At 70.0% G+C, this 25,765-nt stretch carries 25 protein-coding genes and 1 pseudogene; 12 read left to right on the forward strand and 14 right to left on the reverse strand.

The annotated features are described in order from the left end of the window. Nucleotides 1-742 (forward strand): phosphomethylpyrimidine synthase ThiC (locus tag VGD44_RS13515; protein WP_331087859.1); only part of this gene is annotated, 742 nt, incomplete at its 5' end. Nucleotides 743-871: 129 nt separating this feature from the next. Here the strand turns inward: VGD44_RS13515 and VGD44_RS13520 are convergent. The 3 genes from VGD44_RS13520 to VGD44_RS13530 form a co-directional block, all read right to left on the reverse strand. After that, the gene (locus VGD44_RS13520) at nt 872-1,078 is read right to left on the reverse strand and encodes a hypothetical protein (RefSeq protein WP_331087861.1); all 207 of its coding nucleotides are present in this window, start codon (nt 1,076-1,078) and stop codon (nt 872-874) included. A 102-nt stretch (nt 1,079-1,180) separates the two neighbouring features. Continuing rightward, entirely contained in the window at nt 1,181-3,697 is a 2,517-nt protein-coding gene (locus VGD44_RS13525; protein ID WP_331087863.1) for an ABC transporter permease, read from the reverse strand. Continuing rightward, complete coding sequence (locus VGD44_RS13530) at nt 3,694-4,374, reverse strand: ABC transporter ATP-binding protein (RefSeq protein WP_331087865.1); 681 nt, start codon at nt 4,372-4,374, stop codon at nt 3,694-3,696. Before VGD44_RS13530 ends, VGD44_RS13525 begins: the two co-directional genes overlap by 4 nt. Nucleotides 4,375-4,426: 52 nt before the next feature. On the opposite strand from VGD44_RS13530, the gene VGD44_RS13535 reads away from it, so the two are divergent. Together VGD44_RS13535 and VGD44_RS13540 are read left to right on the forward strand one after the other, a co-directional pair. Then, on the forward strand, nt 4,427-5,065 hold the full coding sequence (locus VGD44_RS13535) for an arylesterase (protein WP_414694656.1): 639 nt from the start codon (nt 4,427-4,429) through the stop codon (nt 5,063-5,065). A gap of 36 nt (nt 5,066-5,101) precedes the next feature. Further along, entirely contained in the window at nt 5,102-5,959 is an 858-nt protein-coding gene (locus tag VGD44_RS13540) for an MBL fold metallo-hydrolase (RefSeq protein WP_331087867.1), read from the forward strand. Nucleotides 5,960-6,178: 219 nt separating this feature from the next. On the opposite strand, the gene VGD44_RS13545 is transcribed toward VGD44_RS13540, so the two are convergent. From VGD44_RS13545 to VGD44_RS13565, 5 genes are all read right to left on the reverse strand, one after another. Further along, on the reverse strand, nt 6,179-6,901 hold the full coding sequence (locus VGD44_RS13545; RefSeq protein WP_331087869.1) for a hypothetical protein: 723 nt from the start codon (nt 6,899-6,901) through the stop codon (nt 6,179-6,181). Nucleotides 6,902-6,953: 52 nt separating this feature from the next. Then, the gene (locus VGD44_RS13550; protein ID WP_331087871.1) at nt 6,954-8,144 is read right to left on the reverse strand and encodes a cytochrome P450; all 1,191 of its coding nucleotides are present in this window, start codon (nt 8,142-8,144) and stop codon (nt 6,954-6,956) included. A 157-nt stretch (nt 8,145-8,301) separates the two neighbouring features. Beyond that, nucleotides 8,302-9,288 (reverse strand): glycine zipper 2TM domain-containing protein, encoded by a 987-nt coding sequence (locus tag VGD44_RS13555; protein WP_331087873.1) that lies wholly within the window; start codon nt 9,286-9,288, stop codon nt 8,302-8,304. 183 nt (nt 9,289-9,471) lie between these two features. After that, nucleotides 9,472-10,527 (reverse strand): sensor histidine kinase, encoded by a 1,056-nt coding sequence (locus tag VGD44_RS13560; RefSeq protein WP_331087875.1) that lies wholly within the window; start codon nt 10,525-10,527, stop codon nt 9,472-9,474. 56 nt (nt 10,528-10,583) lie between these two features. Continuing rightward, a complete protein-coding gene (locus tag VGD44_RS13565; protein ID WP_331087877.1) occupies nt 10,584-10,823 on the reverse strand; it encodes a hypothetical protein in 240 nt (79 codons plus the stop codon). 155 nt (nt 10,824-10,978) lie between these two features. Between VGD44_RS13565 and VGD44_RS13570 the strand changes: the two genes are divergently transcribed. Next, entirely contained in the window at nt 10,979-11,212 is a 234-nt protein-coding gene (locus VGD44_RS13570; RefSeq protein ID WP_331087879.1) for a hypothetical protein, read from the forward strand. Nucleotides 11,213-11,386: 174 nt separating this feature from the next. Here the strand turns inward: VGD44_RS13570 and VGD44_RS13575 are convergent, their stop codons facing one another. Beyond that, nucleotides 11,387-12,520 carry a zinc-binding dehydrogenase gene (locus VGD44_RS13575; RefSeq protein ID WP_331087881.1) on the reverse strand — a complete coding sequence of 378 codons (1,134 nt, stop codon included), beginning with the start codon at nt 12,518-12,520 and terminating at the stop codon, nt 11,387-11,389. 579 nt (nt 12,521-13,099) lie between these two features. Here VGD44_RS13575 and VGD44_RS13580 point away from each other — a divergent pair. Continuing rightward, a complete protein-coding gene (locus VGD44_RS13580; RefSeq protein ID WP_331087883.1) occupies nt 13,100-14,551 on the forward strand; it encodes a PAS domain S-box protein in 1,452 nt (483 codons plus the stop codon). Here the strand turns inward: VGD44_RS13580 and VGD44_RS13585 are convergent. After that, nucleotides 14,548-14,799, reverse strand: a complete 252-nt coding sequence (locus VGD44_RS13585) for a hypothetical protein (RefSeq protein ID WP_331087885.1) — start codon at nt 14,797-14,799, stop codon at nt 14,548-14,550. The genes VGD44_RS13580 and VGD44_RS13585 overlap by 4 nt on opposite strands. Before the next feature lie 33 nt (nt 14,800-14,832). Continuing rightward, nucleotides 14,833-15,129, reverse strand: coding sequence for a hypothetical protein (locus VGD44_RS13590; protein ID WP_331087887.1), 297 nt, complete (start codon nt 15,127-15,129; stop codon nt 14,833-14,835). 229 nt (nt 15,130-15,358) lie between these two features. On the opposite strand from VGD44_RS13590, the gene VGD44_RS13595 reads away from it, so the two are divergent. Continuing rightward, nucleotides 15,359-15,661 carry a hypothetical protein gene (locus VGD44_RS13595; RefSeq protein WP_331087889.1) on the forward strand — a complete coding sequence of 101 codons (303 nt, stop codon included), beginning with the start codon at nt 15,359-15,361 and terminating at the stop codon, nt 15,659-15,661. Here VGD44_RS13595 and VGD44_RS13600 read toward each other — a convergent pair. Both VGD44_RS13600 and VGD44_RS13605 read right to left on the reverse strand, forming a co-directional pair. Continuing rightward, a complete protein-coding gene (locus VGD44_RS13600; protein WP_331087891.1) occupies nt 15,658-16,431 on the reverse strand; it encodes a hypothetical protein in 774 nt (257 codons plus the stop codon). The two genes, VGD44_RS13595 and VGD44_RS13600, sit on opposite strands and share 4 nt — an antisense overlap. Before the next feature lie 33 nt (nt 16,432-16,464). After that, nucleotides 16,465-16,983 (reverse strand): OmpA family protein, encoded by a 519-nt coding sequence (locus tag VGD44_RS13605; RefSeq protein WP_331087892.1) that lies wholly within the window; start codon nt 16,981-16,983, stop codon nt 16,465-16,467. 360 nt (nt 16,984-17,343) lie between these two features. On the opposite strand from VGD44_RS13605, the gene VGD44_RS13610 reads away from it, so the two are divergent. Further along, nucleotides 17,344-17,856, forward strand: coding sequence for an FKBP-type peptidyl-prolyl cis-trans isomerase (locus VGD44_RS13610; protein ID WP_331087894.1), 513 nt, complete (start codon nt 17,344-17,346; stop codon nt 17,854-17,856). Between the two features lie 156 nt (nt 17,857-18,012). Then, the gene (locus VGD44_RS13615) at nt 18,013-19,680 is read left to right on the forward strand and encodes a hypothetical protein (protein WP_331087896.1); all 1,668 of its coding nucleotides are present in this window, start codon (nt 18,013-18,015) and stop codon (nt 19,678-19,680) included. 73 nt (nt 19,681-19,753) lie between these two features. On the opposite strand, the gene VGD44_RS13620 is transcribed toward VGD44_RS13615, so the two are convergent. After that, entirely contained in the window at nt 19,754-20,692 is a 939-nt protein-coding gene (locus tag VGD44_RS13620; RefSeq protein ID WP_331087898.1) for a hypothetical protein, read from the reverse strand. Between the two features lie 245 nt (nt 20,693-20,937). On the opposite strand from VGD44_RS13620, the pseudogene VGD44_RS26525 reads away from it, so the two are divergent. From VGD44_RS26525 to VGD44_RS13640, 4 genes and pseudogenes are all read left to right on the forward strand, one after another. Beyond that, nucleotides 20,938-21,043 (forward strand): annotated as a pseudogene (locus VGD44_RS26525) (ClpX C4-type zinc finger protein); the annotation flags it as partial. A gap of 362 nt (nt 21,044-21,405) precedes the next feature. Beyond that, the gene (locus tag VGD44_RS13630) at nt 21,406-23,202 is read left to right on the forward strand and encodes a long-chain-acyl-CoA synthetase (RefSeq protein WP_331087902.1); all 1,797 of its coding nucleotides are present in this window, start codon (nt 21,406-21,408) and stop codon (nt 23,200-23,202) included. Nucleotides 23,203-23,243: 41 nt separating this feature from the next. Beyond that, nucleotides 23,244-25,115, forward strand: a complete 1,872-nt coding sequence (gene uvrC / locus VGD44_RS13635) for an excinuclease ABC subunit UvrC (RefSeq protein ID WP_331087904.1) — start codon at nt 23,244-23,246, stop codon at nt 25,113-25,115. A gap of 100 nt (nt 25,116-25,215) precedes the next feature. Continuing rightward, the gene (locus tag VGD44_RS13640) at nt 25,216-25,677 is read left to right on the forward strand and encodes a cupin domain-containing protein (RefSeq protein ID WP_331087906.1); all 462 of its coding nucleotides are present in this window, start codon (nt 25,216-25,218) and stop codon (nt 25,675-25,677) included. Nucleotides 25,678-25,765 lie beyond the last annotated feature (88 nt).

Here is a 25,765-nt window from a genome sequence, read left to right on the forward strand (position 1 = left end):
CGACGTCTCGTTCTCGCTGGGCGACGGCCTGCGCCCCGGTTCGATCGCCGACGCCAACGACGAGGCCCAGTTCGCCGAGCTGCGGACCCTGGGCGAGCTCACCAAGGTGGCCTGGAAGCACAACGTCCAGGTGATGATCGAGGGCCCCGGCCACGTGCCGATGCACAAGATCAAGGCCAACATGGACGAGCAGCTGAAGCACTGCCACGAGGCGCCGTTCTATACGCTGGGCCCGCTCACCACCGACATCGCGCCGGGCTACGACCACATCACCTCGGCCATCGGGGCGGCGATGATCGGCTGGTTTGGCACCGCAATGCTCTGCTACGTGACGCCCAAGGAGCACCTGGGCCTGCCCGACCGTCAGGACGTGAAGGACGGCGTGATCGCCTACAAGATCGCCGCCCACGCCGCCGACCTCGCCAAGGGCCACCCGACCGCGCGGGCCTGGGACGACGCGCTCAGCCGCGCCCGGTTCGAGTTCCGCTGGGAGGACCAGTTCAACCTGGGCCTCGATCCGGAGACGGCGCGCGAGTACCACGACGAGAGCCTGCCGAAGGAGGCGTTCAAGACCGCCCACTTCTGCTCGATGTGCGGCCCGAAGTTCTGCTCGATGAAGATCAGCCAGGACATCCGCGACGCGGCGCGCAAGCAGAACGAGGTCGACGCCGGCATGGCCGAGATGTCGAAGAAGTTCCACGACCTCGGCAGCGAGATCTACATCGCCCCTTCCCTCCCTTGACGGGGAGGGACAGGCCGCGCGAGCGGCCAGGGTGAGGGAGAGTGGACCGGAATGCTGAGGTCGGTGAGGATCGACACCTCCTCACCCGGCTCGCTTCGCGAGCTGTCCCTCCCCATCAAGGGAGGGATATCAGTCCTCGGCCTTCGCGGGCTGCGGCGGCCAGACGCGCACGGCGACCGCCACGGTCACCGAGCCCAGCACGGCGGCGGCTGCGCCCGCCCACTGGACCGCATTCATGCCGATGGCCGCGTAGTGGCCGGTCATGGCGCCCGAAAGGAACACGAGCCCGGCCGAACCCCACTCGATCAGGTCCTTGGTCGTGAACTCGAATTTCATGCGGGCGGCTCCGGGTCTGGGCGAAGGAAGTACGCTCACCGTTGGCCGGGCTCGAATGCCAAATGGTTATCGGGAAAGCGATGCGACACTGTTGCGCAGTGCTCACTCACTACGCAGCGCCGGCGCCGGCCGCTTCGACAGCGCCTGGAACGACGCCAGCAGGCCGCCGACCGCCGCCAGGCCCGAGGCGCCGCCGAGCAGGGCGGCGACGCCTGCCCAGTCCACGCTCCATTCGGCCTCGAACACGACGACCACCACCGGCCAGGCCGCCGCGTAGCCCAGGCCCACCCCGGCGGCGCCCGCGATCAGGCCCACCAGGCCGTACTCGATGACGTACGCGCTGAGCACCTGGGCCCGTGACGCGCCCAGCACCTTCAGCGTGGCGGCTTCACGGGTCCGCTCCTGGGCGCGGGCGGCGATGGCGCCGGCCAGCACCAGAAGCGCCGCCAGGAGCGCCACCGCGGCTGCGCCCCGCACCGCGAGCGCCACCTTGTCGAAGAGGTCGGTGGCGGCCTCGAGCTGCTCGCGCACCGAGATCACGTTCACCTCGGGGAACGCGGCGCCCAGGGCCCGGATGACCTGCATCTCCTGCGCCTTCGTCGCCTTGGCGATGGCCACATGACGCGGCGTCGCGCCCTCCAGGGCGTTCGGCGTCAGCACGATCGGGAAGCTGGCGCCGAAGCTGCCGAAGTCGACGCGGCGGATCACCGCCACCTTGGCGTCGATGTCGCGGCCCAGCACCTGCAGGGTGATGGTGTCGCCCACCTTGATCTGCTTGCCCTCGGCGGGGTCGCGGCCGATGGCCACCAGCGGCGGGCCGGCGTAGTCCGCCTTCCACCAGCGACCGTGGGTTATGCCGGCGTTGGGCGGCTCGGGGCCGAGGGCCGAGATGGTGATGTCGTTGTCATAGGCCCAGCGGGAGCCGGGCGGGACGGTCTTGATGTCGATCGGCTCGCCGCGCACCGCCATGATCCGGCCGGTCACGAGCGGCGCCCGCAGGTAGGCGTCGCGGCCGGGCAGGCGGCCGAAAGCGCGGCCGACCTCCGCGTCGAACTGGGCCACGCGCTCGCCCGGGATCTCGGTGAACACCAGCGCCGGCGCTGTCTGCGGGGCGATGATCGCGATTTGCCGCAGCAGGCTGGACTGGATCAGCACCACGGCCGCCAGCAGGGCGACGCCCAGGCCGATGGCCGGCGCCGCCGTCCGCGCCGCCGAACGGGGGCCGGCCAGGTTGGCGAGCGCGATCCGCACCGCGCCCCGCGTGCCGCCGCGCAGGCGTCCGGCCAGCTTCGCCGCCAGCCAGCCGAAGCCCCAGAGCAGGACGAACGCCGCCGCCGTCCCGCCGATCATGATCGCGGCCGCGAGCAGCGTCGGCGCTGTGACGAGGGCCAGGCCGGCGAGGCCCGCCGCCGCGGCCAGCGCGCAGATCAGCTCGGGTCCGAAGCGGAGCCGCCCGATGAGGTCGCTGCGGAACAGGCTGGCCGGCGGCGTGGTGCGCGCCCTGGCCAGCGGCGCCAGCGAGAAGGCCGCCGCCGACAGGAGGCCGAACAGCGCCGCCTTCATCAGCGGGACCGGATAGACGGCGAACAGCGCCGGCACGGGCAGGTCATTGGCGACCAGCCGGCCCAGCAGCAGCGGCGTCGCCGCACCCACCACCAGGCCGATGGCCACGCCCAGCAGCGCGAGGAAGCCGATCTGGGCCAGGTACATGTCGCGGATCAGGCCGCTCTCGGCGCCCAGCGCCTTCAGGGTGGCGATGGCGGGCTTGCGGCCGTCCACATAGGCGCTGACCGCCCCGAACACGCCGAGGCCGCCGGCCACCAGAGACGCCAGGCCGATGAACCCCAGGAAGTATTCCAGCTGGTCGATCACCCGGCTCACGCCCGGCGAGGCGTCGTTGCGGTCGCGCATGCGGTAGAAGCCGCGCATCGTCGCGCGCACGTCCGCCTTGGCGGTCTCCAGCGGCATCCCGGCTTTCAGGGAAATCCGCACCGTCTCGCCGAACGGCAGGCCGGGCTTCAGGAACCCGCCCTGCTCTAGCGCGCCCGGCCGCGTCAGCACCCGCGGCCCCAGCTGGAAACCGCGCGACAGCCGGTCGGGCTCGGCCTCCAGGATCGCGCCCACGCGCATCGGCACGTTGCCCGCCAGGAACCGGTCGCCGACGCGGAGGCCCAGCTTGTCCAGCAGCGTCTGCTCGACGGCCGCGCCCCAGGCGCCGTCCCGCCGCTCCAGCGCCACGGCGAGGGACGGGGCGCCCACGATCGTCACCTCTCCGGCCAGCGGATAGAGGGGGTCGACGCCGCGCAGCTCCACCAGCCGCCGCTCCCCGTTGGGCGCCTCGGCCATGGCCTGGGCCGCCACCGCGCGGGTGATCCGGCCCAGCTTGCCCAACAGGCGCAGCTCGACCGGCTGGAACCGCCGCTGGCTCGCCGACACCGCGATGTCGCCGCCCAGGATCTCGCGGGCCTCGCTGGCCAGGCCGCGCCGGAACGCCTCGGCCGTCGAGCTGGCGGCCGCGATCGCGGCCACGCCCAGCGCCAGGCAGGCCAGGAAGATGCGGAACCCCTTGACCCCGCTGCGCAGCTCCCGCGCCGCGAACCGCAGCCACAGTGGCGTCACGCAGCCTCCACTTGATGCCCGTCGCGCAGTGTGACGACCCGCTGGGCTCGCTGCGCCAGCACGGTGTCGTGGGTCACCATCAGGAGCGCGGCGCCGGTATGCTCCACCAGTTCGAACAGCAGGTCGGCCACGTGGCGGGCGTTGCTGGAGTCGAGGTTGCCGGTGGGCTCGTCGGCGAAGATCAGCGACGGCGATGGGGCCAGCGCCCGCGCCAGCGCCACCCGCTGCTGCTCGCCGCCCGACAGCTGGTGCGGATAATGCCGCGCCCGCGCCGCCAGGCCCACGCGGTCCAGCCAGGCGCGCGCCTCGTCCATGGCGCCGGCCCGGCGGGCGATCTCCAGCGGCGCGGCCACGTTCTCCTCGGCGGTCATGTTGGGCAGCAGGTGGAACGACTGGAAGACCAGGCTGACCCGCCCGCGCCGCAGCTTCGCGCGGCCGTCCTCGTCCAGCCGCGACAGCTCGCGGCCGAACAGCATCACGCGCCCGGAGCTCGGCCGCTCCAGGCCGGCGGCCACCGCGATCAGCGACGACTTGCCCGACCCGGACGGCCCCACCAGCGCCACACGTTCGCCCTCGGCCAATGTCAGGGAGAGGTTCCGCAGGATCTCCACCGGCCCTGCGGCGGACGGCAACGTCAGGCCCACGTCGTCGAGAACCAGCGGCGGCGTATCGTTCAAGCGGAACCCCGGGGAGTTGAGAGGCGTAGTTCCTCCCTTACATAGGACCTTCATGGCCAAGCCAAGACATAGCCGCCGTGCGCTCCTCGCATGGCCTCTGATCCTCGCCGCCGGCCCGGCGATGGCCGCCGCGCGCACGAAAGTGATCACCGTCCTGGGCGACTCGATCACCGCCGGTTACGGCCTGCCGGCCCGCGCGGCCTTGCCCTACCAGTTGCAGGTCGCCCTCACGAGGCTCGGCGCGCCAGCCCAGGTGCGCGCCGCCGGCGTCTCGGGCGACACCACCGCCGGCGGCCTCGCCCGCGTCGACTTCTCGGTCCGCAAGGACACCGACCTGGTGATCGTGGCCCTCGGCGCGAACGACCTGCTGCAAGGCCAGGACCCCAGGCGCACCCGCGCCAACCTGGACGGCATCGTGAAGAAGTTGAAGGCGCGGAAGATCGGCGTGGTGCTGACCGGCGTCATGGCCCCGGTGGAGGTGGGCGGCGGCTATGCGCGCGACTTCAACGCCGTCTTCCCGGCGGTGGCACGCGCCCACGGCGTGCCGCTCTACGCCAACCTGCTGGACGGCGTCGCCCGCCAGCCATCGCTGAACCAGCCCGACGGCATCCACCCCAACGCCCGCGGCGCGGCGATCATCGCCGCGCGCCTCGCGCCCGTGGTCGCAAAGGCCTTGGCGACCCGCAGGTAAGGCGTGCCACTCTCCCGGCAAACCGGGAGGACGCGCATGCTCAAGTGGCGCATCGGGGACGTGACCGTCACCCGCATCGTGGAAATGGAGATGAGCGGCGGGACGCGTTTCCTGCTGCCCCAGGCCACCTACGACGCGGTGAAGGAGATCCCCTGGCTCTTCCCGCACTTCGCCGAGGAGAGCGGGAAGCTGAAGATGTCGATCCACGCGCTGGTCGTGGAGGCGCCCGGCCGGCGGATCATCGTCGACACGTGCATTGGCAACGACAAACAGCGCGAGATGGGGCCGTGGAGCAACCTGCAGACAACGTTCCTGCAGGACCTGGAGGCCGCCGGTTTTGCGCGCGACAGCATCGACACCGTGCTCTGCACCCACCTGCACGTCGATCACGTGGGCTGGAACACCATGCTGGTGGATGGGGAATGGGTCCCGACCTTCCCGCAGGCCCGCTACCTGATCGGCCGGGCCGAGTACGACTACTGGCGGGCCGAGGAGGAGGGCGTGGAGGACCTCTCCAAGTCCTACTTCCACGACAGCGTGAAGCCGGTGTGGGACGCAGGCCTCGTCGACCTGGTGGAGACCGACCACCGGGTCTGCGACGAGGTGAGCCTTGAGCCCACCCTGGGCCACACGCCGGGCCACGTCTCGATCCGCATCCGCTCGAAAGGGGAGGAGGCGCTCATCACCGGCGACTTCACCCACCATCCCTGCCAGATGGCCCGGCCCGAATGGGCGGCCGAGGTCGACTTCGACAAGCAGGCGTCCACCGCGACCCGCAAGCGCGTCTACGGCGCGCTGGAGGGCACCAACACGCTGGTGATCGGCACCCACTTCGCCGCCCCGTGCGCGGGCCACATCGTCCGCGACGGGGAGGCCTGGAGGCTGGAGGTGTAGGGTCGGACGGAATGCCGCCTTACCCTCGATTGTCATCCCGGTTTCGCGAAGCGAAGACCGGGACCCAACCAGCTGCAGGCTGGGCATCGCTGATCGCCACCGGCGTCAGGGCCGTCCTGGCGAGGACTGGCGCACGACCGGGTTGGGTCCCGGTCTTGGCCTGCGGCCAAACCGGGATGACAACCGTTGGGGCGGCTGTTGGGCTCGCCACCTTCCCCATTAAGGGGCGGGAACGCGCGGCAGGCTGAACATCGCGCGGTCGGGCGATACGAGCTCGATCCGCTCAAGCCGGCGCTCGTCGGGTCTGGCGCGGCCCTGGCCGTAGATGGTCACCTGGAACGGCAGCATCAGCCGGCCGACCTTGCGATAGTCCGCGAACTCGGTGGTCTTGGGCTGATTGGACCCGCCCTCGACCATCCGGCCGAGCCGGCCGGTGGCGCGCTCGAACCAGAGCTCGCGCGGCTCGCCGCCCGCCGGCTGGATCCGCACCACGTCGTAGTCGCGGCCGCCGCTGGGCCGCACGCCCAGGCGCGAGCTCCTCACATCGAACCGGCCGGGGAAGTAGTAGCCGTAGGCGGCGAAGTAGGCGTCCGAGCGTGCCCGCCGCATCAGCTCGGTGTCGGTCCCCGGCGGCCGCGGCGTCGAGAGCGGCAGCCACCAGAGACCGAAGCCGTTGTAGCCCTGGACGACCTCCGCCGTGGCGGCGCCATTCTCGATCCGTTCACCCCAGCGCACCAGGTCGACCCAGCGCTCGTAGGGCCGGCCGTTCTCGGTCCCCACCTCGTGGTAGCCGCGTACCGCGTTCCAGGCCGCGCCGCCGCTCGCCGCCCTGGCCCGCTGCAGCACCTGCTGCACGCCGGCCCCGTGCTGGGCGGACGCGGGGAGCGCCAGGGCGAGCGCCAGCAGGACGGTGAGGGCGGCGAGCGCGCGACGGAACGACATCAACTCCGAACCAAGTCGCTCAGCATGTCGACAATGCGGCCTCGGCCCGGGTTCACGCCGCCCGGAACCGCAGCGGCATCGCCTTGGGGCCGGAGATGAAGTTCGAAGGCAACCATTCCACCGGCGCCGCCAGCTCGAAATCCTTCATCCGCGTCAGCACCTCGCGCAGCATGGCGTCGATCTCGATACGGGCGATGTGCTGGCCGAGGCAGCCGTGCGGGCCGGTGCCGAAGGCGATGTGCGGGTTCTCCCGGCGGCTCAGGTCCAGCATGTCGGGCCGGTCGAACACCGCCGGGTCGCGGTTGGCGGCGCCGAAGTACATGACGACCTTGTCGCCGGCCTTGATCTGGCGCCCGGCCAGTTCGGCGTCGTGCTTGGCCGTGCGGCGCATATAGATCACGGGGCTCGTCCAGCGCAGCAGCTCCTCGCGCGCGGTGGCGAGCCGGCCCGGCAGGTCGGCCATCAGCCAGGCGTACTGCTCGGGGTTCTCCATCAGCGCCAGCAGGCCGCCGGACAGCAGGTTGCGGGTGGTGTCCCCGCCGGCGTCGATCAGCAGGATGAAGAAGAGCAGGAACTCCATGTCGGCCAGCTTGTGGCCGTCGACCTCGCAGGCCAGCAGCTTGGAGGCCAGGTCGTCGCCGGGCCGCGCCCGCTTCTCGGCGATCACCTTCGACCCGTACTCGAACATCTTCATCACGGCCTGGCCGGCGGCGCCGGGCGGCAGCGCTTCCGGCGCCGTGTGGATGATCTCGGTCAGCTTGTAGAGCTCGCGGCCGTCGTCGAGCGGCAGGCCCATCAGTTCGGCGATCACGTACGAGGGCATCTCGCCGGCCACCTCGGCCACGAAGTCGCATTCGCCCTTCGCGATCACCGCGTCGACGATCTGTTTCGCCAGCTCCTGGATGCGGGCCTCGCGCAGCCGGGCCGACGGCTCGGTGAACTCGGAGCGGATGAGCTTGCGGAACGCCGTGTGCTCCGGCGGGTCCATCATCAGCATCATCTTGTAGGGCCCGAACGAGCCCGCCTCGCTGATCGGGTCCGAGATCATGATCGTGGGTTCGGACGAGTAGGTCTGGAAGTCGCGGTCCACGGCCCAGACGTCGGCGTGCCGGGTCACCGCCCAGAAGCCTTTCCCGCCGGGCTCGTCGTGCCAGCGGACCGGCTCGTGCTCGCGCAGCCACTGGAACTGGTTGTGCGGCTGGCCGCCGGCGAAGCTGTTGGGGGACAGGAGGTCAATCTTCACGGCGTCCTCCGACGGTTCCTGGGAACGCATAGGAAGGGCCTGACCGCAGGTCACGCAAGAGCGGGAGCAGCACACGGAAAAACGGCCCCAGCCCAGTTACGCAGGGCTGGGGCCGTCCTGGATGCCGGCCAAGGTCAAGGTTGGCCGGCGTCTTGGATCAGTACTGGCGCACCGGGCCGCGGCCCATGATGCGGACGCTCTCGGTAAGATCGTCGAGCCGGGCGTGGATGGTCACCTGATCGCGAGGCCGGAGCTGGCCGCCGCGGTTGCGCAGGTAGCGTTCCTGGCGGCCGATTTCGGCCAGGGTTCGGAGCGCCTGCTGGCCCTCGCTGCGGGTCAGGCTGCCGTCGTTCAGGCCACGGTGGATCCGCTCGTCGAGCCAGATCTGCCGGCTGCTGATGTCGCCCTGCCGACCCCGATGCGCGCCCGGCCTGACGTCGGCCTCGACGTGGACCCAGCGGCCCCGGCTGTTGTAGTAGCCCGTCACCGCGCCCGGCCGCCATTGGCCGTCGCTCCAGTGGCCCGGCTGCACGTCGCTGGCCTGGTGCGGTCGGCCCGCAATCCACCGGCCGCGCTCGTCATAGCGACCCGTCGCGGGACCGACGACCCAACGCCCGCGGCTGTCGTAGTGTCCGCTCGCCGCGCCCGCGACCCAGCGGCCGTCAGCAGCGTAGTAGCCGGTGGCCGACGTCGGGACGAAGCGTCCGTATCTATCGTGGTACCCCGCGCCCGAGGACTCGTCGGAGGTTTGGATCCAGCGGCCGTCGCGGCCGTAGTGGCCGTTGGGCGCGCCATCGACCCAGCGGCCTTCGCGATCGAAGTAGCCGCGGGCGTCCTGGCGGCTGACCGTGCTGGCGTGCCAGGCGCCGGAGTTGTCGTAGTAGCCGTAGGCGTGGGCGCAATCCGCGCCCGGCTTCGAGAGCTGGTTGCCGATCAGGCCGCCGCCGAGGCCGCCGATGACCGCGCCAGCCGTGCGGTCGCCGCGCCCGGCCACTGCGCTGCCCAGAACGGCGCCGATGCCGGCTCCGGCGATCGTGCCGACCGTTTGCTGGGAGCGCCGCTGCTCGCAGCTCTGCTGCGCCATGGCGAAGGTGGGGATGAGGGCCGCGACGGCGACGCCGGCGGTCACAAGGTGAAGTCGCATGAAGTGGGGTTCCTTGAGAAGGGGCATACCCTTCTCGAAACATGGATATGGGGTCTCGTTGAGACAATACAAGGTATTGTGTAAATAATACCCTCAATCTCCAACGCAAAGTATTATGTCGTTCCGAGGAACCTACCCGTCTTACGTGGAATGAATTCCTGCGGGGCTATGTATTGGGGTCGCTCATATCGGCAACGGCGCTACTACCACGACCGCCCGCTTGTGGACGATTGAGACCGCCGCGCCCGGACGTCGGTCCTCGACCGACGCGACGGCCTGCAGCTGTCGGGAAAGCGCTTCCACGATGCTGGTGCCCAGGCCCGCCCTCGGCTGCGGCGCGGGTGGCATGCCGACCCCGTCGTCCGTCACCGACAGCGACCAATCCCCGTCACCCGCGGCGTAGACGACCACGATCGCCCCGCGGCGATCGTGCGGGAAGGCGTGCTTCAGGGCGTTGATGACCAGTTCGGTGACGATCAGTCCGATGCTGATCGAGACGTCCGCCTCGACCACCGTATCGTCCACCTCCACCGTCAGGGAGATGCGCGACGGGTCGGCGATCATCGAGGCTGCGATGCTCTCGCAGAGGTGGCTGAGGTAGTCGCGCAGCGGCACGCCCTCGACGCTCGAGGCCGCCAGCTGGTGCTGCAGCGCCGCGACCGACATCACCCGTTGGTGGGCGTCGCGCAGATGGCCGCGCGATTCTTCGGAACTGACCCGTCGCGCGTTCTGCAGGAGCACGCTGGCGATGATCTGCAGGCTGTTGGCGACGCGGTGGCGCACCTCCTGGAGCAGTAGCGCCCTTTGCCGAAGCAGGTCGTCCTTCTCCGCGAGCGCGGCGGCCTGGAGCGCCTCGGCGCGCCTGGCCTTGGTCACGTCGACGACGGTCAAGAGGATCCGCGGCGCGCCGTCCAGGCCGTAGTCCAGGCGGTGGGCGTTCAGCACCAGCCGAAGTGGGCCGTACGCAGGGGCGTCCAGGTCCATTTCGTAAGCGTCGATGTCGGCCGCCCCCGAGAGGGTGACCCGCAGCAGCGAGCGCAGTTGCGGGACGTTCCATTCGCCGTCGCCGAGGTTGAACACCGGTTCACCGGGGACCGGCTCTGTTCCGAAGGTGCGGCAGAACGATGTGCTCGCGGCGAGGACGCGGAAGTCGCCGTCGAGCAGCAGCAGGGGCGCCATCGAGGACGCGACGATCGCCAGTCCGAGGCGCTCGGCGACCTCACGCGGCGCGGCCGGCATTGGACCGGCCGGGGGACAGCCCTTCAGCAGGTCGGCGGCTCCCGAGGGGGCGCCCCCTAGAGGTCTCCATAGCGAGGCGCGACCATGCCCTGGACGACCTTGTCGTCGGCGGCGCGCCGGCGGCGGTCGGCTTCCGCCAGCAGGTCGGCATACAGCCGCGGCTGCTCGGTCGGGTCGAAGGGCTTGGCAGGGAAGGGCTGCAGGGCGCCGCCCTCGCTCTCCCACTGGGCCTCGCGATAGGCGACGGGCGTGGGGACTTGCGGCGCTGCGGCGGGAGATTCTTTACGAACGACCATGGCTTAGCTTCCGATCAAATATATGTGTAAGTAAATACAATATAGCACGTTATGGGGCGCCGTTCGAGTAAAAATAAAAGTATGAATATTTGCCGGAAATATTGGAACATATTCCTGTAGATGCACTTCAAGGCTCTACAGGATTGGAGAATTCCTTGTTGAAGTTCCTTCGTGCGTCCCGATCCACATTCCGCATCGCCTCGGACAGGGGGATTTGGCGCGTCACCCGCGAAGGCGAGGCATTCGCCGCCTACTGGAGCGAGGGCGACGCCCGCCGCGGCGCCTGTCTGGGCGCGCGCCGGCACGAGGCCGACGGCGGCTACGCGCGGGTGGTTAGCTTGCCCGACGCCGTGACGCTGCCGCACAACCAGCCGCACTTCGGCCGCTGACGGTCGATCGTCTGCCGAAGCAAGCGCCAGCGTGCCGCTATGGCGCAGGAAACCTGGCGCCCGACTTGCAGCTGAGCCCCTCGAAGCCGTGCGGAATGTCATTCCGGGACAGCTTCCCCGCCAACACACTTCGGCCGGACGGCTCCCTCCTGGACCGTCCGGCTTTTTCTTTGGCTACAGGCCCTTGGCCGGGTTGATCAGGAACTTCTCGCCCGTCGCCTTCTTCTGGTAGGCGGCGATCACCGCGGGATCCAGCGCCTCGGCCAGCGAGATCTCGGCCGTGTAGTGGCTGGCGAAGGTGGTCTTCAGCTCGTCGACCACGCGCTGGCGCAGGCGCGCCGCGCCCTCGGCGCCCAGCTTCGCTAGGAACGGCGTCAGCAGCCAGCCGCCCACCGACCACGACAGGCCGAAGTTGCGCGCGAGTTCGCTCGGGCGCGGGTCGAGCGAGCCGTAGATGTAGACCTGCTTGAAGACGCTGGAGCCGTAGCGGCTGTAGGCCCCGCCGCGCGAATTGGCGGCCGCCTCCATGGCCGACAGGATCTGGCTCGCCAGCTTGCCGCCGCCTATCGCGTCGAAGGCGATGGTGGCGTTGGTCTCGATCAGTGCGTCCGTCAGTTCCTGCTGGAAGTTGGGCGAGGTGGAGTCGACGACGTACTTGGCCCCGATGTCGGTGAGGATCTTCGCCTGCTCCGCGCTGCGCACGATGTTCACCAGCGGGATGCCGTCCTTGAGGCAGATCTTGTTGAGCATCTGCCCGAGGTTCGACGCCGCGGCGGTGTGGACGAGCGCCGTGTGGCCCTCGGCCCGCATCGTCTCGGTCATGCCCAGCGCGGTCAGCGGGTTGACGAAGCACGAGGCGCCGTCGGCGGCGGTCGCGTCGGCCGGCAGCGGCAGCACGTCGCCGGCCTTCAGGGTCCGGTACTGGGCGTACATGGCGCCGCCCAGGATCGCGACGGTCTTGCCCACGAGCGCTTGGGCCTTGGGGTCGGGGCCCGCGGCGATGACGACGCCCGCACCCTCGTTGCCCACGGGCATCGGCTGGTCCAGGCGCGCGGCCAGGGCCTTGAGGAACTGTTCCGGCACCTTGGCGGTGGTGACGCCGCCGGCCTGCTTGAGCGTCGAGACGTCGGCCGGGCCCAGCAGCAGGCCGAGGTCCGACGGGTTGATCGGCGAGGCCTCGACGCGGACCAGCACCTCGTCGCCGGCGGGCGGGGCGATGGGGATCTCGGCGAGCCGCAGCTCCAGTTCGCCTGAGCTCTTCACCGTCGAAAGCAGTTGCAGTCCCGTCTGCGGAATCCCGGCGGCCATCGGCCCCTCCCTGAAATTGTGTTGGGCTGAATTTACGTTGTCAGGGATCGCACATGGCGCGTCGGCCGCGCTTCGCCAAGGTCCCCGGCGCAAGAAAGCTTCAGGCCCGGGAAGGCCCAAATGCAAGAAGGCGGCGCCTGCGCGCCGCCTTTTGCCGCTTCACCTTTTGGCCCGCACAGACCCCGAAGGATCCGGAAGCGCTGCGGGGGCCCCACGCCCCAACGCCGGCCGCCTTCCAGAGGAGAAGACCAGCGCCGTCACCATACGTCATCCTCCAAAGCCGGCCGGGCTTCAAGCGCACACCCGCCACAGGTTGAATTTCTCTCCCGGCTTGTTGCGGTCCCGCCACGCCCCGAAATGGCCTCATTCCGGACCTGTGACGAACACAGGGCGCCTGCTTATTCCCATTCGTCGGCTGACCCGCATCCGGTCCGGATCCTGAACAGCCCCCCCAGCCCCCCTGACCGGGCGCCTGGTCGGCCGACGACCCCTCCCCCGACAGGTCCATGTTCTCGAGGCATTAGCGCCGCCCACCCGCGGGGCTATGCTGCGTCTCCCCTAGGGAAGACGGATCCGCAGTTGGACGATCGGCACTTGGACAGCATCGGCTCGGCGGCCAGGCTCGACGCGGCGAACGACGCCGCCGCTCGCGCGGGCGCGCTGACGGCCCTGCGCCAGGCGCCGCTCGGGGTCGCGATCTTCGACCGTGAGATGCGCTACCTCGTGGCCTCGGCCCAGTTCCTCACTGACCAGGGCATGCCCGGCGACATGCCGCTCGAGGGCCGCCAGCACTACGAGGTGTTCCCCGACATTCCCCAGCACTGGCGCGACATCCACGCCCGGGTGCTGGCCGAGGGCGTCGAGCTCAGCCACGAAGGCGAGGCGTTCGAGCGCGCCGACGGCCAGTTGCACTGGGTCCGCTGGTCGGTCGCGCCCTGGCGCACGGACGACGGAGAGATCGGCGGCCTGGTGCTCTACACCGAGGAGGTCACCTCCCGCGTCGAAGCCCGCCTGCGCCTGGAGGCGGCCGAACGGCAGTACCGGGCGGTCTTCACCCAGGCGGCCATGGGCGTCGCCCGCGTCTCGCCCGACGGCCGGTTCCTCGAGGTCAATGACCGCTTCTGCGACATCTCCCGCTACCCGCGCGACGAGCTGCTCGCCCGCACGTACCAGGAGATCACCCACCCGGAGGACCTCGACAGCGACGTCGCCCAGGCCATGGCCTTGCTGGCCGGGGAGATCGACACCTATTCCATCGAGAAGCGCTACCTCACCCGATCCGGCGAGGCGGTCTGGATCGACCTCACGGTCTCGCTGGTGCGCAGGCCCGACGGCGCCCCGGACTATTTCATCTCGGTGATCGCCGACATCGCCGCGCGCAAGCAGGCGGAGGCCGAGCAGCAGCGCTATCAGGGCCAGCTGCGGCTGATGATCAACGAGCTGAACCACCGGGTGAAGAACACGCTCGCCACCGTGCAGTCGATCGCGGCCCAGACGCTCCGCGTCGAACCCGACCCGGTGCAGGCCTACGACAAGTTCGAAGCTCGGCTCATGGGGCTCTCCGAGGTCCACGAGGTGCTGACCCGCGAGCGCTGGCACGGCGCGGCCCTGCTCGAGGTGGCCGAGCGCGCGCTGCGGCCCTTCGGCGGCGTGGCCTCCAACAGGATCCGCATCGACGGCCCCGACGCGTGGCTCGCGCCCGGCGCGGCGCTCACGCTCGCGCTCGTGTTCCACGAACTGGCCACCAACGCGGCCAAGTACGGGGCGCTGTCGAACACCACCGGCCGGGTCGACCTGACCTGGTCGATCCAGGGCCCTTTCGACCGCCTGCGCCTCACCTGGGTCGAGACGGGCGGGCCGACGGTCGTGGCGCCCACGCGCCGCGGATTCGGCTCGCGGCTCATCGAGCGCGCAATGCGGGGCGAGCTGCGCGGCTCGGCGGCCATGACCTTCGATCCCGGCGGCCTCACGTGCGCGATGGAGGCCCACCTGCCCAGCCGCGCCGACATGCTCACCCTGCACGAGGGCTAGGCGGCCGCCTCCGAGGCCTCGCGCTCCGGCAGCGCAGTCGTGGCGGGCCAGATCTGGCGCGCCGCCAGGCTATGGTCACGCAGTCGGATCCACAGCTCGGACGTCTCGCCGGCGCGACCAAGCCGGTCCGCCAGGCGCCGGGCCGCAGCCTCGGCCGTCTGGCCGCTGCGGAACACCAGGTCGTTCCTCACGTCGTCGATCCGCACGCGCCACCCCTCCGAAAGGGGCGCAACTTCGATCCTGCGCATCTTCGGGCTCCTCTCGCTTCCAGGGGACGGTTTTCAGGCGTCGGTGCGGGCGGACAGCTCGCGGTCCAGGCGCTCGAGGGCGTCGCGCACGTCGGCGAAGGGCACGGGCTCCGGCGTCCCCAGGAGCCAGCGCAGGGTGGGCTGATCCTGAACGGCGGAGGCGTCGGAGGCCCATGACGACAGGACGGCGCGCTTCTCGTCAGGGGCCAGGTCCTGATCCTTCAGAACGTCGCGGGGGTGGAGGAACCCGACGGCGGGGCGGAGCTGCCGCGCCAGCAGGGCGCGCAGGCCCTGCTCATGGATAAGCTGTTCCGATGTGGCGAGCCGCATGGCTTGTCTCCTGAAAATTCGATCCTTTCTCCAGACGCCCGCTCTGGAGACGAACGGGCGCGGTCGATGATTTTGGAGTCGCTTGCGCAGGTTTCAAGGGGCTGAGCCGCAGGGTCTGCGGACGACAACCGAGACGCGGAAGAGGCCGCAAAACGCAACTCCCGCGGAGTCGCCCAAGCGAGTAAGTTCTGCTTTTGTTCCGGCCATGTCCTTCCGCGATCCCCGCCCCATGCGCGTCATCCCCGTCGGGCCCGAGGCCTCGGTCGGGGACGCGGCGCGCTATCCCGGCTGCCGGCTCACCATCACCTGCGCCATGTGCGGCTGGGCCAAGGGCTACAACCCCGAGCGTGTGCTGGGCCGCCTGCGCGAGCTGAAAGCCGGCGGCCACGCCACGCGGCTCGATGTCGTCGCGCGCCGGGTGCAGTGGCCATGCCCCGGCTGCCACCGCCTGAAGTGGCGCGCTGGCCTGGCCTGGCCGCCCGACATGACCGAAGCCGAAGCCCGTCGCCTGGCGGCCCGGGCCCGGAACTAGCGCCGCAACGTCCGGCCGCTGCCCCTTGTGAACAGCAGGTCCGACCAGCGCCACTGGCCAGAGCCCACCACCAGGCGCGCCGAGCCGGGGGCGTCGTTCATCGAGATCAGCACCAGCCCCCGCTGCGTCTCCTTCTTGCAGGCCTCCGGCGCGAAGCCGACCTCCCACAGGATCGCCTCCCGCACGGCCGCGAGGCCCGCGCCTTCCTGGCTCGGATGGCGCACCCAGTCGCCGTTCCACATCAGGATGGGCCGGCCACGGTGGGCCTCGGCCATGGCCGCCTGCGCCTGGCGGTCGCGGCGCAGCGCCGTCTGCAGGCGCCGCGTCATGTTGCAGCCGGCGCCCCCACCGCTGCCGCCGCCCCCGGACTCGGCCGTGGCCGCGCCCGCGACCTGACCCTCGCTCGCCTCTGTGAAGCCGTAGGACGCCGTCTCCGCCGCCGGCAGGGGGACGACCTGCGGCGGGGCGGGTTTCACGCGGGCGACCACGCGCGGCGGGGGCGGGGGCTTCTTGGGTGCGGGCGGCGCCTTCTTCGGCGGGGCCGGCTTGGGCTTCTCCGCCGGGGGCTCCGGCTCAGGCTCGGGCGGCGGCGGCGGCTCGGGCGGCGGCGCCAGCATGATGGGAATCGGAACCGGCTCGGCCGGCGGCGGGGGCGTCGCGGCGGGCTGGACCAGGATCAGGGCGATGACCAGCGCCCCATGCGCAGCCCCGCTCAGGCCCCACGAAATCAGGCGGCGTCGCCTCGTCTGCTCACGGCCAAGATGCGCCATGGATCACGCGGACGGAGCGACGCCGTCCGTCTCCTAGCTCAGGACCACCAGCACGACGCGACGGTTCTGCTGCCGGCCTTCACGGCTCGTATTGTCGGCGCTCGGAGAGTCCGGGCCGTACGAGATCGTGCCGATCCGGTTCAGCGCCACGCCCTTCTGGTTCAGGTAGCGGCGGACCGCCTCGGCGCGTTCCTCGCCGAGCTTGTAGTTGTGGTCCTTCGGACCCGTGGCGTCGGTGTGGCCTTGGACCTCGACATAGACGTTCTTGTTTTCGGTCTTCAGCTTCTCGACGAAGGCGTCGAGACGCGCCTGGGCCTCAGGCGACAAGGTCGCCTCGTCCACCGGGAACTTCATGCTGTCGTCCGACAGCACCTCGGTGAACAGGAACTTGCCCTCGGCCAGCTTGCCGGCGGCGGTCGCCCGATCGAGCGCGTCCTTGGCGGTGCCTTCGACGCTGCTCACGCGGGTTTCCACGACGTCTACGCGCGAGCCGACGACGGCCGTCTGCTCCCGCACATACTTCTTGGTGGCGCAGCCTCCGAGGCCCGCCATGCCCAACACCAATGCCCCCGCAATCACGACTTTCGAAGCACGCAGAATCATCCAAGTTCCTCCAATCCGATTGAGCGCGCCCGCCGACATTAAGCTGTCACTGCTCCCTGCATCCGGCCCAAAGGCGGCGGTTGTTGGGCATAGCTTGGCTGTGACGGGAGGCGAGTTCTTGACCTTCGCTGTGGACAGCTTAGCCGCAACGCACGGAGGCGATTTTTGATCCCTCCGGTTCGCGCGATTACTTGTGGACCCGCCCGGCGAGGCGGCCGCGCTGCAGGTTCTCGTCCCGGTCAGGGTGGGTGTGCGCGGCGACCGGATTCGGCCTAGGTTCCCGCGTCCCGCAGCCGCCACGGATCGCGCATGCCCGCCCGCCTCATCTCCGCCACCGTCGCCGTCCTGGCGCTCAGCGCCTGCGCCACCGCGCCCGCCGCGCCGCCCGCGGCCCAGGTCGCCTACACGGGCACGCCGCAGGAACAATGGATCCAGGGGCAGAGGGCCTACGAGGTCTGGAGCGCCGCGCGGCCCGGCTGGAGGGTCACCGAGAGCGGCCTGCAGTATCGGCGCGTGAAGGCGGCCAAGGGCTCGGCGCCGAAGCCGACCGCCGAGTCCACGGTCACCATCCACTACGTCGGCCGCTTCATCGACGGGCGCGAGTTCGACTCCTCCCGCTCGCGCGGCCAGCCCGCGACGTTCCCTCTGGGCCGCCTGATCAAGGGCTGGCAGGAGGGCGTGCCGATGATGCGCGTCGGCGAGACCTGGGAGTTCGTCATCCCCTCGACCATCGCCTACGGCGAGCGCGACCGCGCGCCGATCCCGTCCGGCAGCACCCTGCTGTTCGAGATCGAATTGCTCGGGATCGAAGGCGAGGGTTGAGCCGCGGAGGCAGTGGCGTTCGCGCCGCTTGCAACTTCGCCTTGTTTTGCGGCAGCCTGAAGCGGGGGGTGGCGCTGTTCGCCGCCTGAGTGAGTAAAGGCGCAGCGTCCGATGCCGGCATCGTCCGAATCCACAGTCCTGTCCGGGAACGCGGTTTTGGACGCCGTCGACAGCGGCCTGCGCTGGGTGGGCGGGATCACCTTCAACCGGGTCGACCCATCGGACCCGGCCGAAACCGGTCACTTCATCTCGGTCCTGCCATCGGTCTACGTGACCGCGAGCCTCGGGCTCACTGAACCGATGTGGGACCTGGTGAGCCGGTCGCTGGCGATCATGCAGCGCTATGCGGCGTTCACCTACAGCGTCTCGAACGGCCTCGACGCCAACTATTTCGTCAGCGACTTCCGGCGGCCCGACAACCTCGACGTCGCCGGGATCGCCGGCGAGCCGGGCAAGGTGCCCATCCTCGCCTTCAACCGGATGACCTGGGACGACTACTACTACGAGCAGACCCAGCAGTGGATCGTGCTCCACGAGCTGGGCCACACCCTCGGACTGAGCCATGCGACGGGGCTGCCCACCGGCCTGGACCACAGCGTCTTCACCGTCATGTCGTACAACTGGGTCGACTTCGCCGACGCCGAGACGGGCGAGATCGGCATGCCGCTGACGCCGATGGCACTGGACGTGGCGGTGCTGCAGGCGAAGTACGGCGCCGCCGTCGCCAACACGGGCGCCACGACCTATCGCCTCGGCGCGACGCAGGACCTCGATGGGGCCGATGGGACGGTGCAGAACGGCCATGGCTACATCTGCATCTGGGACTCGGCCGGCTTCGACGAGATCGCCTACGACGGCTCGTCCGGCGTGCTGCTGAACCTCAACACCGCCACCCTGCGGACCACCGCGTTCGCCGCGGATCTGGCGGACGTTATCGGCGACGTGGCCCAGTCTTCGCGCATCTACGCCGGCCTGGACGACTATGCGCAGGACGAGATCACTGACGTCGTGCAGTCCGCGGGGGGCTTCTTCTCCTCGCTGCTGATTGACGGGGGGTTCGCCATCGGCGGCTACACGATCGCCCAGGGCGCGCAGATCGAGGCCGCCCGGGGCGGTGGCGGCGACGATCTCCTTATCGGCAACCAGGTCGCCAACCTGCTGCAGGGCAACGGCGGCCAGGACGACCTGTTCGGGGGATGGGGCGCCGACACCCTCGACGGCGGCGCGGGCGACGACGTGGTCTGGGGCGGCCTCGGCGACGACCGCATCTCCGACACCGGCGGCGGATCGAACTACCTGCGCGGCGAGGAGGGGAACGACAGCGTCGTCGGCGGCGCGGGCTTCGACGACATCAACGGCAACATGGGGAACGACACCGGCTCGGGCGGCCTCGGCGAAGACTGGGTGGTCGGCGGTAAGGACAACGACGTCCTTTCGGGCGGCGACGCGTTTGACATCGTCTACGGCAACCTGGGCTCCGACACCCTGCACGGCGACGCCGGCGACGACATCGTCCGCGGCGGCCAGCAGGACGACATTCTCTTCGGCGGAGCCGGCGACGACTACGTCTCTGGCGACCGTGACAACGACACCATCACCGGCGGCGCGGGCGCGGACACCTTCCATTCCTTCGCCGAGGCGGGGCTGGACCGGGTGCTGGACTTCAACCGCGCCGAAGGCGACCGGGTGCTGCTCGACGCCGGCACGACCTACACGGTCACCGAGGTCGGGGCCGACACGGTGATCACCATGAGCGCGGGCCAACTCGTCCTGGTCGGCGTCTCGATGTCGTCGCTGACCGGCGCCTGGATCACCGTCGGCTGACGTCCGGCATGAGACGGGCGGCGCGCCTGTTGGCGTGCCGCCCTCTCAGAGTCCCCAACGGATCCTGTGGGCCCTACATCGGCGGCTCGGTCGTGGTCGGCGCCGGGTCGGTCGGCGGAGTGGCCTCGGTCGGCAGGGTCGGCGGCGTCGCCGGAACCGCGGCCGGCGTTTCGCTGGGCGGCGGGGCCGCCTGGGTCGGCGTCGGGTTCACCGGCGGCGGCGGCGCTGCGCCGGGGTTCAGCGTCGAGTAGGGCTGCGGGCCGGCCGGGATCGCCGTCGTGCTGGTGTTCACGGCGGTGTCTTCGGCGCTCGGCGCGGCAGCGGCCGGACGGGTGCGCGTGGACGAAGCCATGCGCCGGGGGGCGACCGGTTGCACGGTGGCGCGCGGAGGCTCGGCGGCGGCCGGCGGCGGGTTCACCGCTGTGTCGGCTGCGGCGGCCGGCGGGGTCGGCGGCAGGTCCACCGGGGGCAGCGGGGCGGTCGCCACCTGGGCTTCGCTGACCTGGCCGGGCGCCAGTTCCGGGATGCCGTCGTTGTCGCGGCTGGCGTACCAGCCCGCGGCGCCGATGGCGCCCAGGGCCACCACGCCGGCGGCGATCGCGGCAGGGCCGACGCCCTTGGAGCGTGGCGCACGGTCGGCGCGCGTCGAAGGCCGGCCGATCGGGGCGGCGACGATGCTGTCCGATTGGGCGGCCTCGGAAGCTGCGAGAGGCGCGCCCGTGGCGACGGTCGCCGGCGCTGCGTTCTGATGCATGTCGGCATAGCTGGCGCGGGGGTAATCGCCGCTCACCGGATCGACCGGCGTGTCGAGGGCCATCGGCTCCTCATAGTCGCGCTCGGCCGCGAAGGTGCGGGGTTCGGGCGAGATCGTGGGGGCGGGCGCAGCCGCCGCTTTCCGGCCACCGAGGCGCTTGCGGCCGCGCTGCTCCCAGATCGGCCGCGCGGCGAACAGGCCGCCGTCCTCTTCGGTGTTCGGCGACTCGGAAAGGTCGCGCTCATGGTCCATCGACATGCTTATCCCTCCAGGATCTGTCGAAGGGAACAAACGGCGTTTTTCGTTCATGGTTCCGCTCGAAGCGTTGCCGTTACACACATCTGCTGTAGAGCTTCCCGGGATTACACAAGCGGGGGCGAGATAGTCTGACGAAATCTCATCTCGATATTGCCGCACAGCTGCCGCAATTCGCAGCGTCAAGGATGTCTTGACGCAGCGATTGTCAAGGATATCTTGACGGTCGAAGTCAAGGAGGTCCTGACGTGACCTACTACTGCTCGTTCTGCCTGAAGTCGCAGCACGAGGTGGACAAGCTCGTGGCCGGGCCCGGCAACATCTTCATCTGCGACACCTGCGTGGGCCTCTGCCAGACCTACATGGAGGGCCGCACGCCCGACCTGAGCGCCTTCGAGGATCCCGAGAAGATGCCCACCGAACGGCTGCTCGCGCAGCTTCCGTCGGTCGACGCGACCATCAAGGGCAAGCAGACCCAGATCCAGTGGGTCGTCGACCAGTTGCGCACCCGCGAGGTGAGCTGGGCGCAGATCGGCGAGGCGCTGGGCGTCAGCCGCCAGGCCGCCTGGGAGCGTTTCTCGTAACAAGTGTGTCCCGGCATTCGTCAGGAGACGAATGCCACACCTCCTGAAGATCGAGCATCTTCGGCGCGCCGAAGATGCTCGGGCGCTTGACCGCCCCGTCCGGCTCTCGCCAAGGTCGCATCCCGACGGGAGATGTGGATGCGGTTACAGGCCAGGGTGAAGCGCGACCTGCGGTTCTGGCAGGGGCTCCAGCGCACCCTGAAGCGGGTGAAGACCATCGCCCGCGACAGCGAGAACCTCATCTGCGACGACATCCAGGCGGCCGTCGACCGCTGGCGCGGCGAGCGTGCGATGACCTTCGAGGGCCGCACCCTGACCTATGGCGAGCTCGACGCCATGGCCAACCGCTACGCCCATTGGGCCAAGAGCCTGAACCTGCGGCGCGGAAATGTCGTGGCGCTCTTCATGCCGAACCGGATGGAGTACTTCGCGGTCTGGTACGGGCTGTCGAAGGTGGGCGTGGTCACCGCCCTCATCAATAACCAGCTCGCCGGACTGCCCCTGGCGCACTGCCTGAGCATCGCGGGCGCTAACCATGTCATCGTCGACCCGGAGACCTCGCCGGTCTTCGAGCAGGCCCGGCCGCTGCTCGACCGCAAGATGCAGGAGTGGGTGCTGGGCCGTGCGCACGGCGACCAGCGCGACCTCTCCCAGGCGCTCAAGAGCTGCAGCCAGCTGCCCCCCGACCGCTCGGTGCGGGAGGGCATGACCGCGTCCGACACCGCGCTCCTGATCTACACCTCCGGCACCACGGGCCTGCCCAAGGCGGCGAAGATCACCCACATGCGCGCCCAGTTGATGATGCGCGGCTTCGCAGGCGCGACGGGCGCGACCTCCAACGACCGCGTTTACGTGACCCTGCCGCTCTACCACGCCACCGGCGGCCTCTGCGGCATCGGCACGGCGCTCTTGAACGGCGGCTCGGTGGTGCTGCGGCGCAGGTTCTCGGCCAGCCACTTCTGGAAGGAGATCGTCGCCGAGGGCTGCACGATGTTCGTCTACATCGGCGAGCTCTGCCGCTACCTGGTGAACCACGACTTCGACGAGGACGAGACCCGCCACAAGCTGCGGCTGGCGTTCGGCAACGGCCTGCGGCCCGACGTCTGGGCCGAGCTCAAGCGGCGCTTCCGCGTGCCCGACATCCTGGAGTTCTACGGCTCCACCGAGGGCAACGTCTCGATGTTCAACTTCGACGGCCGCGAGGGGGCGATCGGCCGGATCCCCAAGTGGCTGAAGAAGAAGTTCAACGTCCGCCTCGTGCAGTACGATGTCGAGACCGAAGAGGTGATCCGCGGGCTGGACGGCCTGTGCATCGAGTGCGGCCCCGGGCAGGTGGGCCAATGCGTGGGCGCGATCGCCGGCGGCGACGCCCGCACCGAGTTTACCGGCTACCTCGACAAGGCCGCCTCCGAGAAGAAGGTGCTGACCAACGTCTTCGAGCGCGGCGACGCCTGGTTCGCCACCGGCGACCTGATGCGGATGGACGCGGACGGCTACTTCTATTTCGTCGACCGCATCGGCGACACCTTCCGCTGGAAGGGCGAGAACGTCTCCACCAACGAGGTGGCCGAGCGCCTGCTGGCCTTCCCCGGCGTTGAGGAGGCCAACGTCTACGGCGTCACGGTCGACGGCGCCGACGGCCGCGCCGGCATGGCGGCCCTGGTCATCGACGGCGCCTTCGACGCCAAGGCGTTCGGCGAGCACGTGAAGCGCGAACTGCCCACCTACGCCCAGCCGCTGTTCGTGCGCCTGCTGCCGGCGCTCGACACCACGGGCACCTTCAAGATCCGCAAGCTCGACCTCGTGGCCGACGGCTACGACCCGTCGAAGATCCGGGGACCCCTGTTCTTCCACGATCCCAAGCGGGGCTATGTGAAGGTCACCAAGTCGGTCTGGGACAAGCTGCAGACCGGCGCGGTGAAGGTCTAGCCGGCCCTACAGCCGCCGCCGGACTCGCCTATATTCGCGCCATGTCGGAAGTCTCCGCGCCCCTCAGAGGCGCCGCGCTCATCAAGGACGAATGCCGCCGCCTGCCCGACCGGCCGGGCGTCTATCGGATGATGGGCGACGACGGCGAGGTCCTCTACGTCGGCAAGGCGCGGAGCCTGAAGAAGCGCGTGCTGCAGTACGCCCAGGGCCGCTTCCACACCCAGCGCATCGCCCACATGGTCGACGCCACGCGGGCCATGGAGTTCGTCACCACCCGCACCGAGACCGACGCGCTGCTGCTCGAGATCAACCTGATCAAGCAGCTGAAGCCGCGCTTCAACGTGCTGCTGCGCGACGACAAGTCCTTCCCCGAGATCGTCATCCGCCGCGAGCACCCGGCCGCCCAGCTACGCAAGCACCGCGGCGCCCACACCATCAAGGGCGACTATTTCGGCCCCTTCGCCAGCGCCTACTCGGTCAACAAGACGCTCAACACCCTGCAGAAGGCGTTCCTGCTGCGCTCGTGCTCGGACAGCGTCTACGAGAGCCGCACGCGGCCCTGCATGCTGCACCAGATCAAGCGCTGCGCCGCGCCCTGCACGGGCCTGATCTCCATCGAGGACTACTCCGCCCTGGTCGAGCAGGCCGGCGACTTCCTGCGCGGCAAGAGCCGGGCGGTGATGGGCAAGATGGCCGCCGAGATGCAGGCCGCCTCCGACGACATGGAGTTCGAGCGCGCCGCGCGCCTGCGCGACCGCATCCGCGCCCTGGCCTCTGTGGCCCAGGAGACCTCGATCAATCCCGAGACCGTCGACGAGGCCGACGTCTTCGCCCTGCACGCCGAGGGCGGCCAGGCCTGCGTCCAGGTGTTCTTCTTCCGCGCCGGCCAGAACTGGGGCAACCGCGCCTACTTCCCGCGCGTCGACCGCTCCGACGAGGACCCCGACGTCATGGGCGCGTTCCTCGGCCAGTTCTACGACGACAAGCCGATCCCCAAGCTGATCCTCGTCAACGTCGAGCCGACCGAGCGCGACCTCATCGCCGAGGCCTTCGCCCAGAAATCCGGCCGCAAGGTGGAGATCGCCAAACCCCAGCGCGGCGAGAAGCGCCAGATCGTCGACCACGCCCTCGTCAACGCCCGCGAGGCGCTGGGCCGCAAGATGTCCGAAAGCTCCGCCCAGTCGAAGCTGCTGGCCGGCGTCTGCGAGGCCTTCGGGCTGGAGGCAAACCCGGAGCGGATCGAGGTGTACGACAACAGCCACATCATGGGCACGAACGCCGTCGGCGGCATGATCGTGGCCGGCCCCGAGGGCTTCCAGAAGAGCCAGTACCGAAAGTTCAACATCAAGAGCACCGAGCTCACCCCCGGCGACGACTTCGGCATGATGCGCGAGGTGCTGCGCCGCCGCTTCGCGCGCCTCGTCAAAGAGGAAGAGGAGGGGATCGCCCCCGCCGACTCCGGCTTCGGCCGCCCCGACCTGGTGCTGGTGGACGGCGGCGCCGGCCAGCTGGCCGCGGCGCTGGAGATCATGGCCGACCTCGGCGTCGACGACATCCCGGTGGTCGGCGTCGCCAAGGGCCCCGACCGCGACGCCGGCCTCGAGCGCTTCTTCATCCCCGGCCGCGAGCCCTTCATGCTCGAGCCCAAGAGCCCGGTGCTCTACTACCTCCAGCGCCTGCGCGACGAGGCCCACCGCTTCGCCATCGGCACGCATCGCACGCGCCGCGCCATCGACATGAAGAAGAACCCGCTGGACGAGATCGACGGCGTGGGTCCGGGCCGCAAGAAGGCCCTCCTGCACGCCTTCGGCTCCGCCCGCGGCGTCAGCCGCGCCAGCGTCGAGGACCTCGCCAAGGTTGAAGGCGTCAGCCAGCAGCTGGCGCAGCGCGTCCACGACTTCTTCCGGAAGTAGGCGGCCTGACCCGCGGCCTTGAGAGGCTGCCGGTTCAGATACTGGCGGGGAGCCGTCGTCTAACGGATGGTAGCGTGGCGCCAATCAAGGAGGCGATCTCATGAACTTCTCACGGCAAGCCACGGCGGTCGCCGGCGCGCTGGCGCTGACCGCAACCTCCGCGTCGGCGGCGCCGCAGGGCGAGGCGCCGCTCGCGATCAAGGCGGCGGACCCGGCGCTCAAGTGGGGGCCTTGTCCCGCGATCTTTCCGGCAGGGTGCGAGATCGCGGTGCTGCACGGCGACCCGGCCAAGCCCAACGCCGACGTCTTCCTGCGCGTGAAGGGCGGTCAGCGGCTGCCGGCCCACACCCATACGTCGGCCGAGCGGATGGTCCTGGTGACGGGCGAGCTGCGGGTGAAATACCAGGGCGCTCCGGCGGCGACCCTGACGCCGGGCATGTACGCCTTCGGACCCGCCGGCCTGCCGCATGAGGCCGACTGCCGCGACGGCCAGCCCTGCACGCTCTTCATCGCGTTTGAGGGTCCCGTGGACGCCGCCGCGTTCCAGGGGAAGCTCGACTAGCGGCGACGGGTTGCGCGTCCCCCCGGGCGAAGAGAGCCTGCGGGACGATCCCCACCTCCAGCCTGACCTCGCCCGCTGGCCGCCGTCA

It is taken from the genome of Phenylobacterium sp., from assembly GCF_036402295.1.
Classification (GTDB): Bacteria; Pseudomonadota; Alphaproteobacteria; order Caulobacterales; family Caulobacteraceae; genus Phenylobacterium.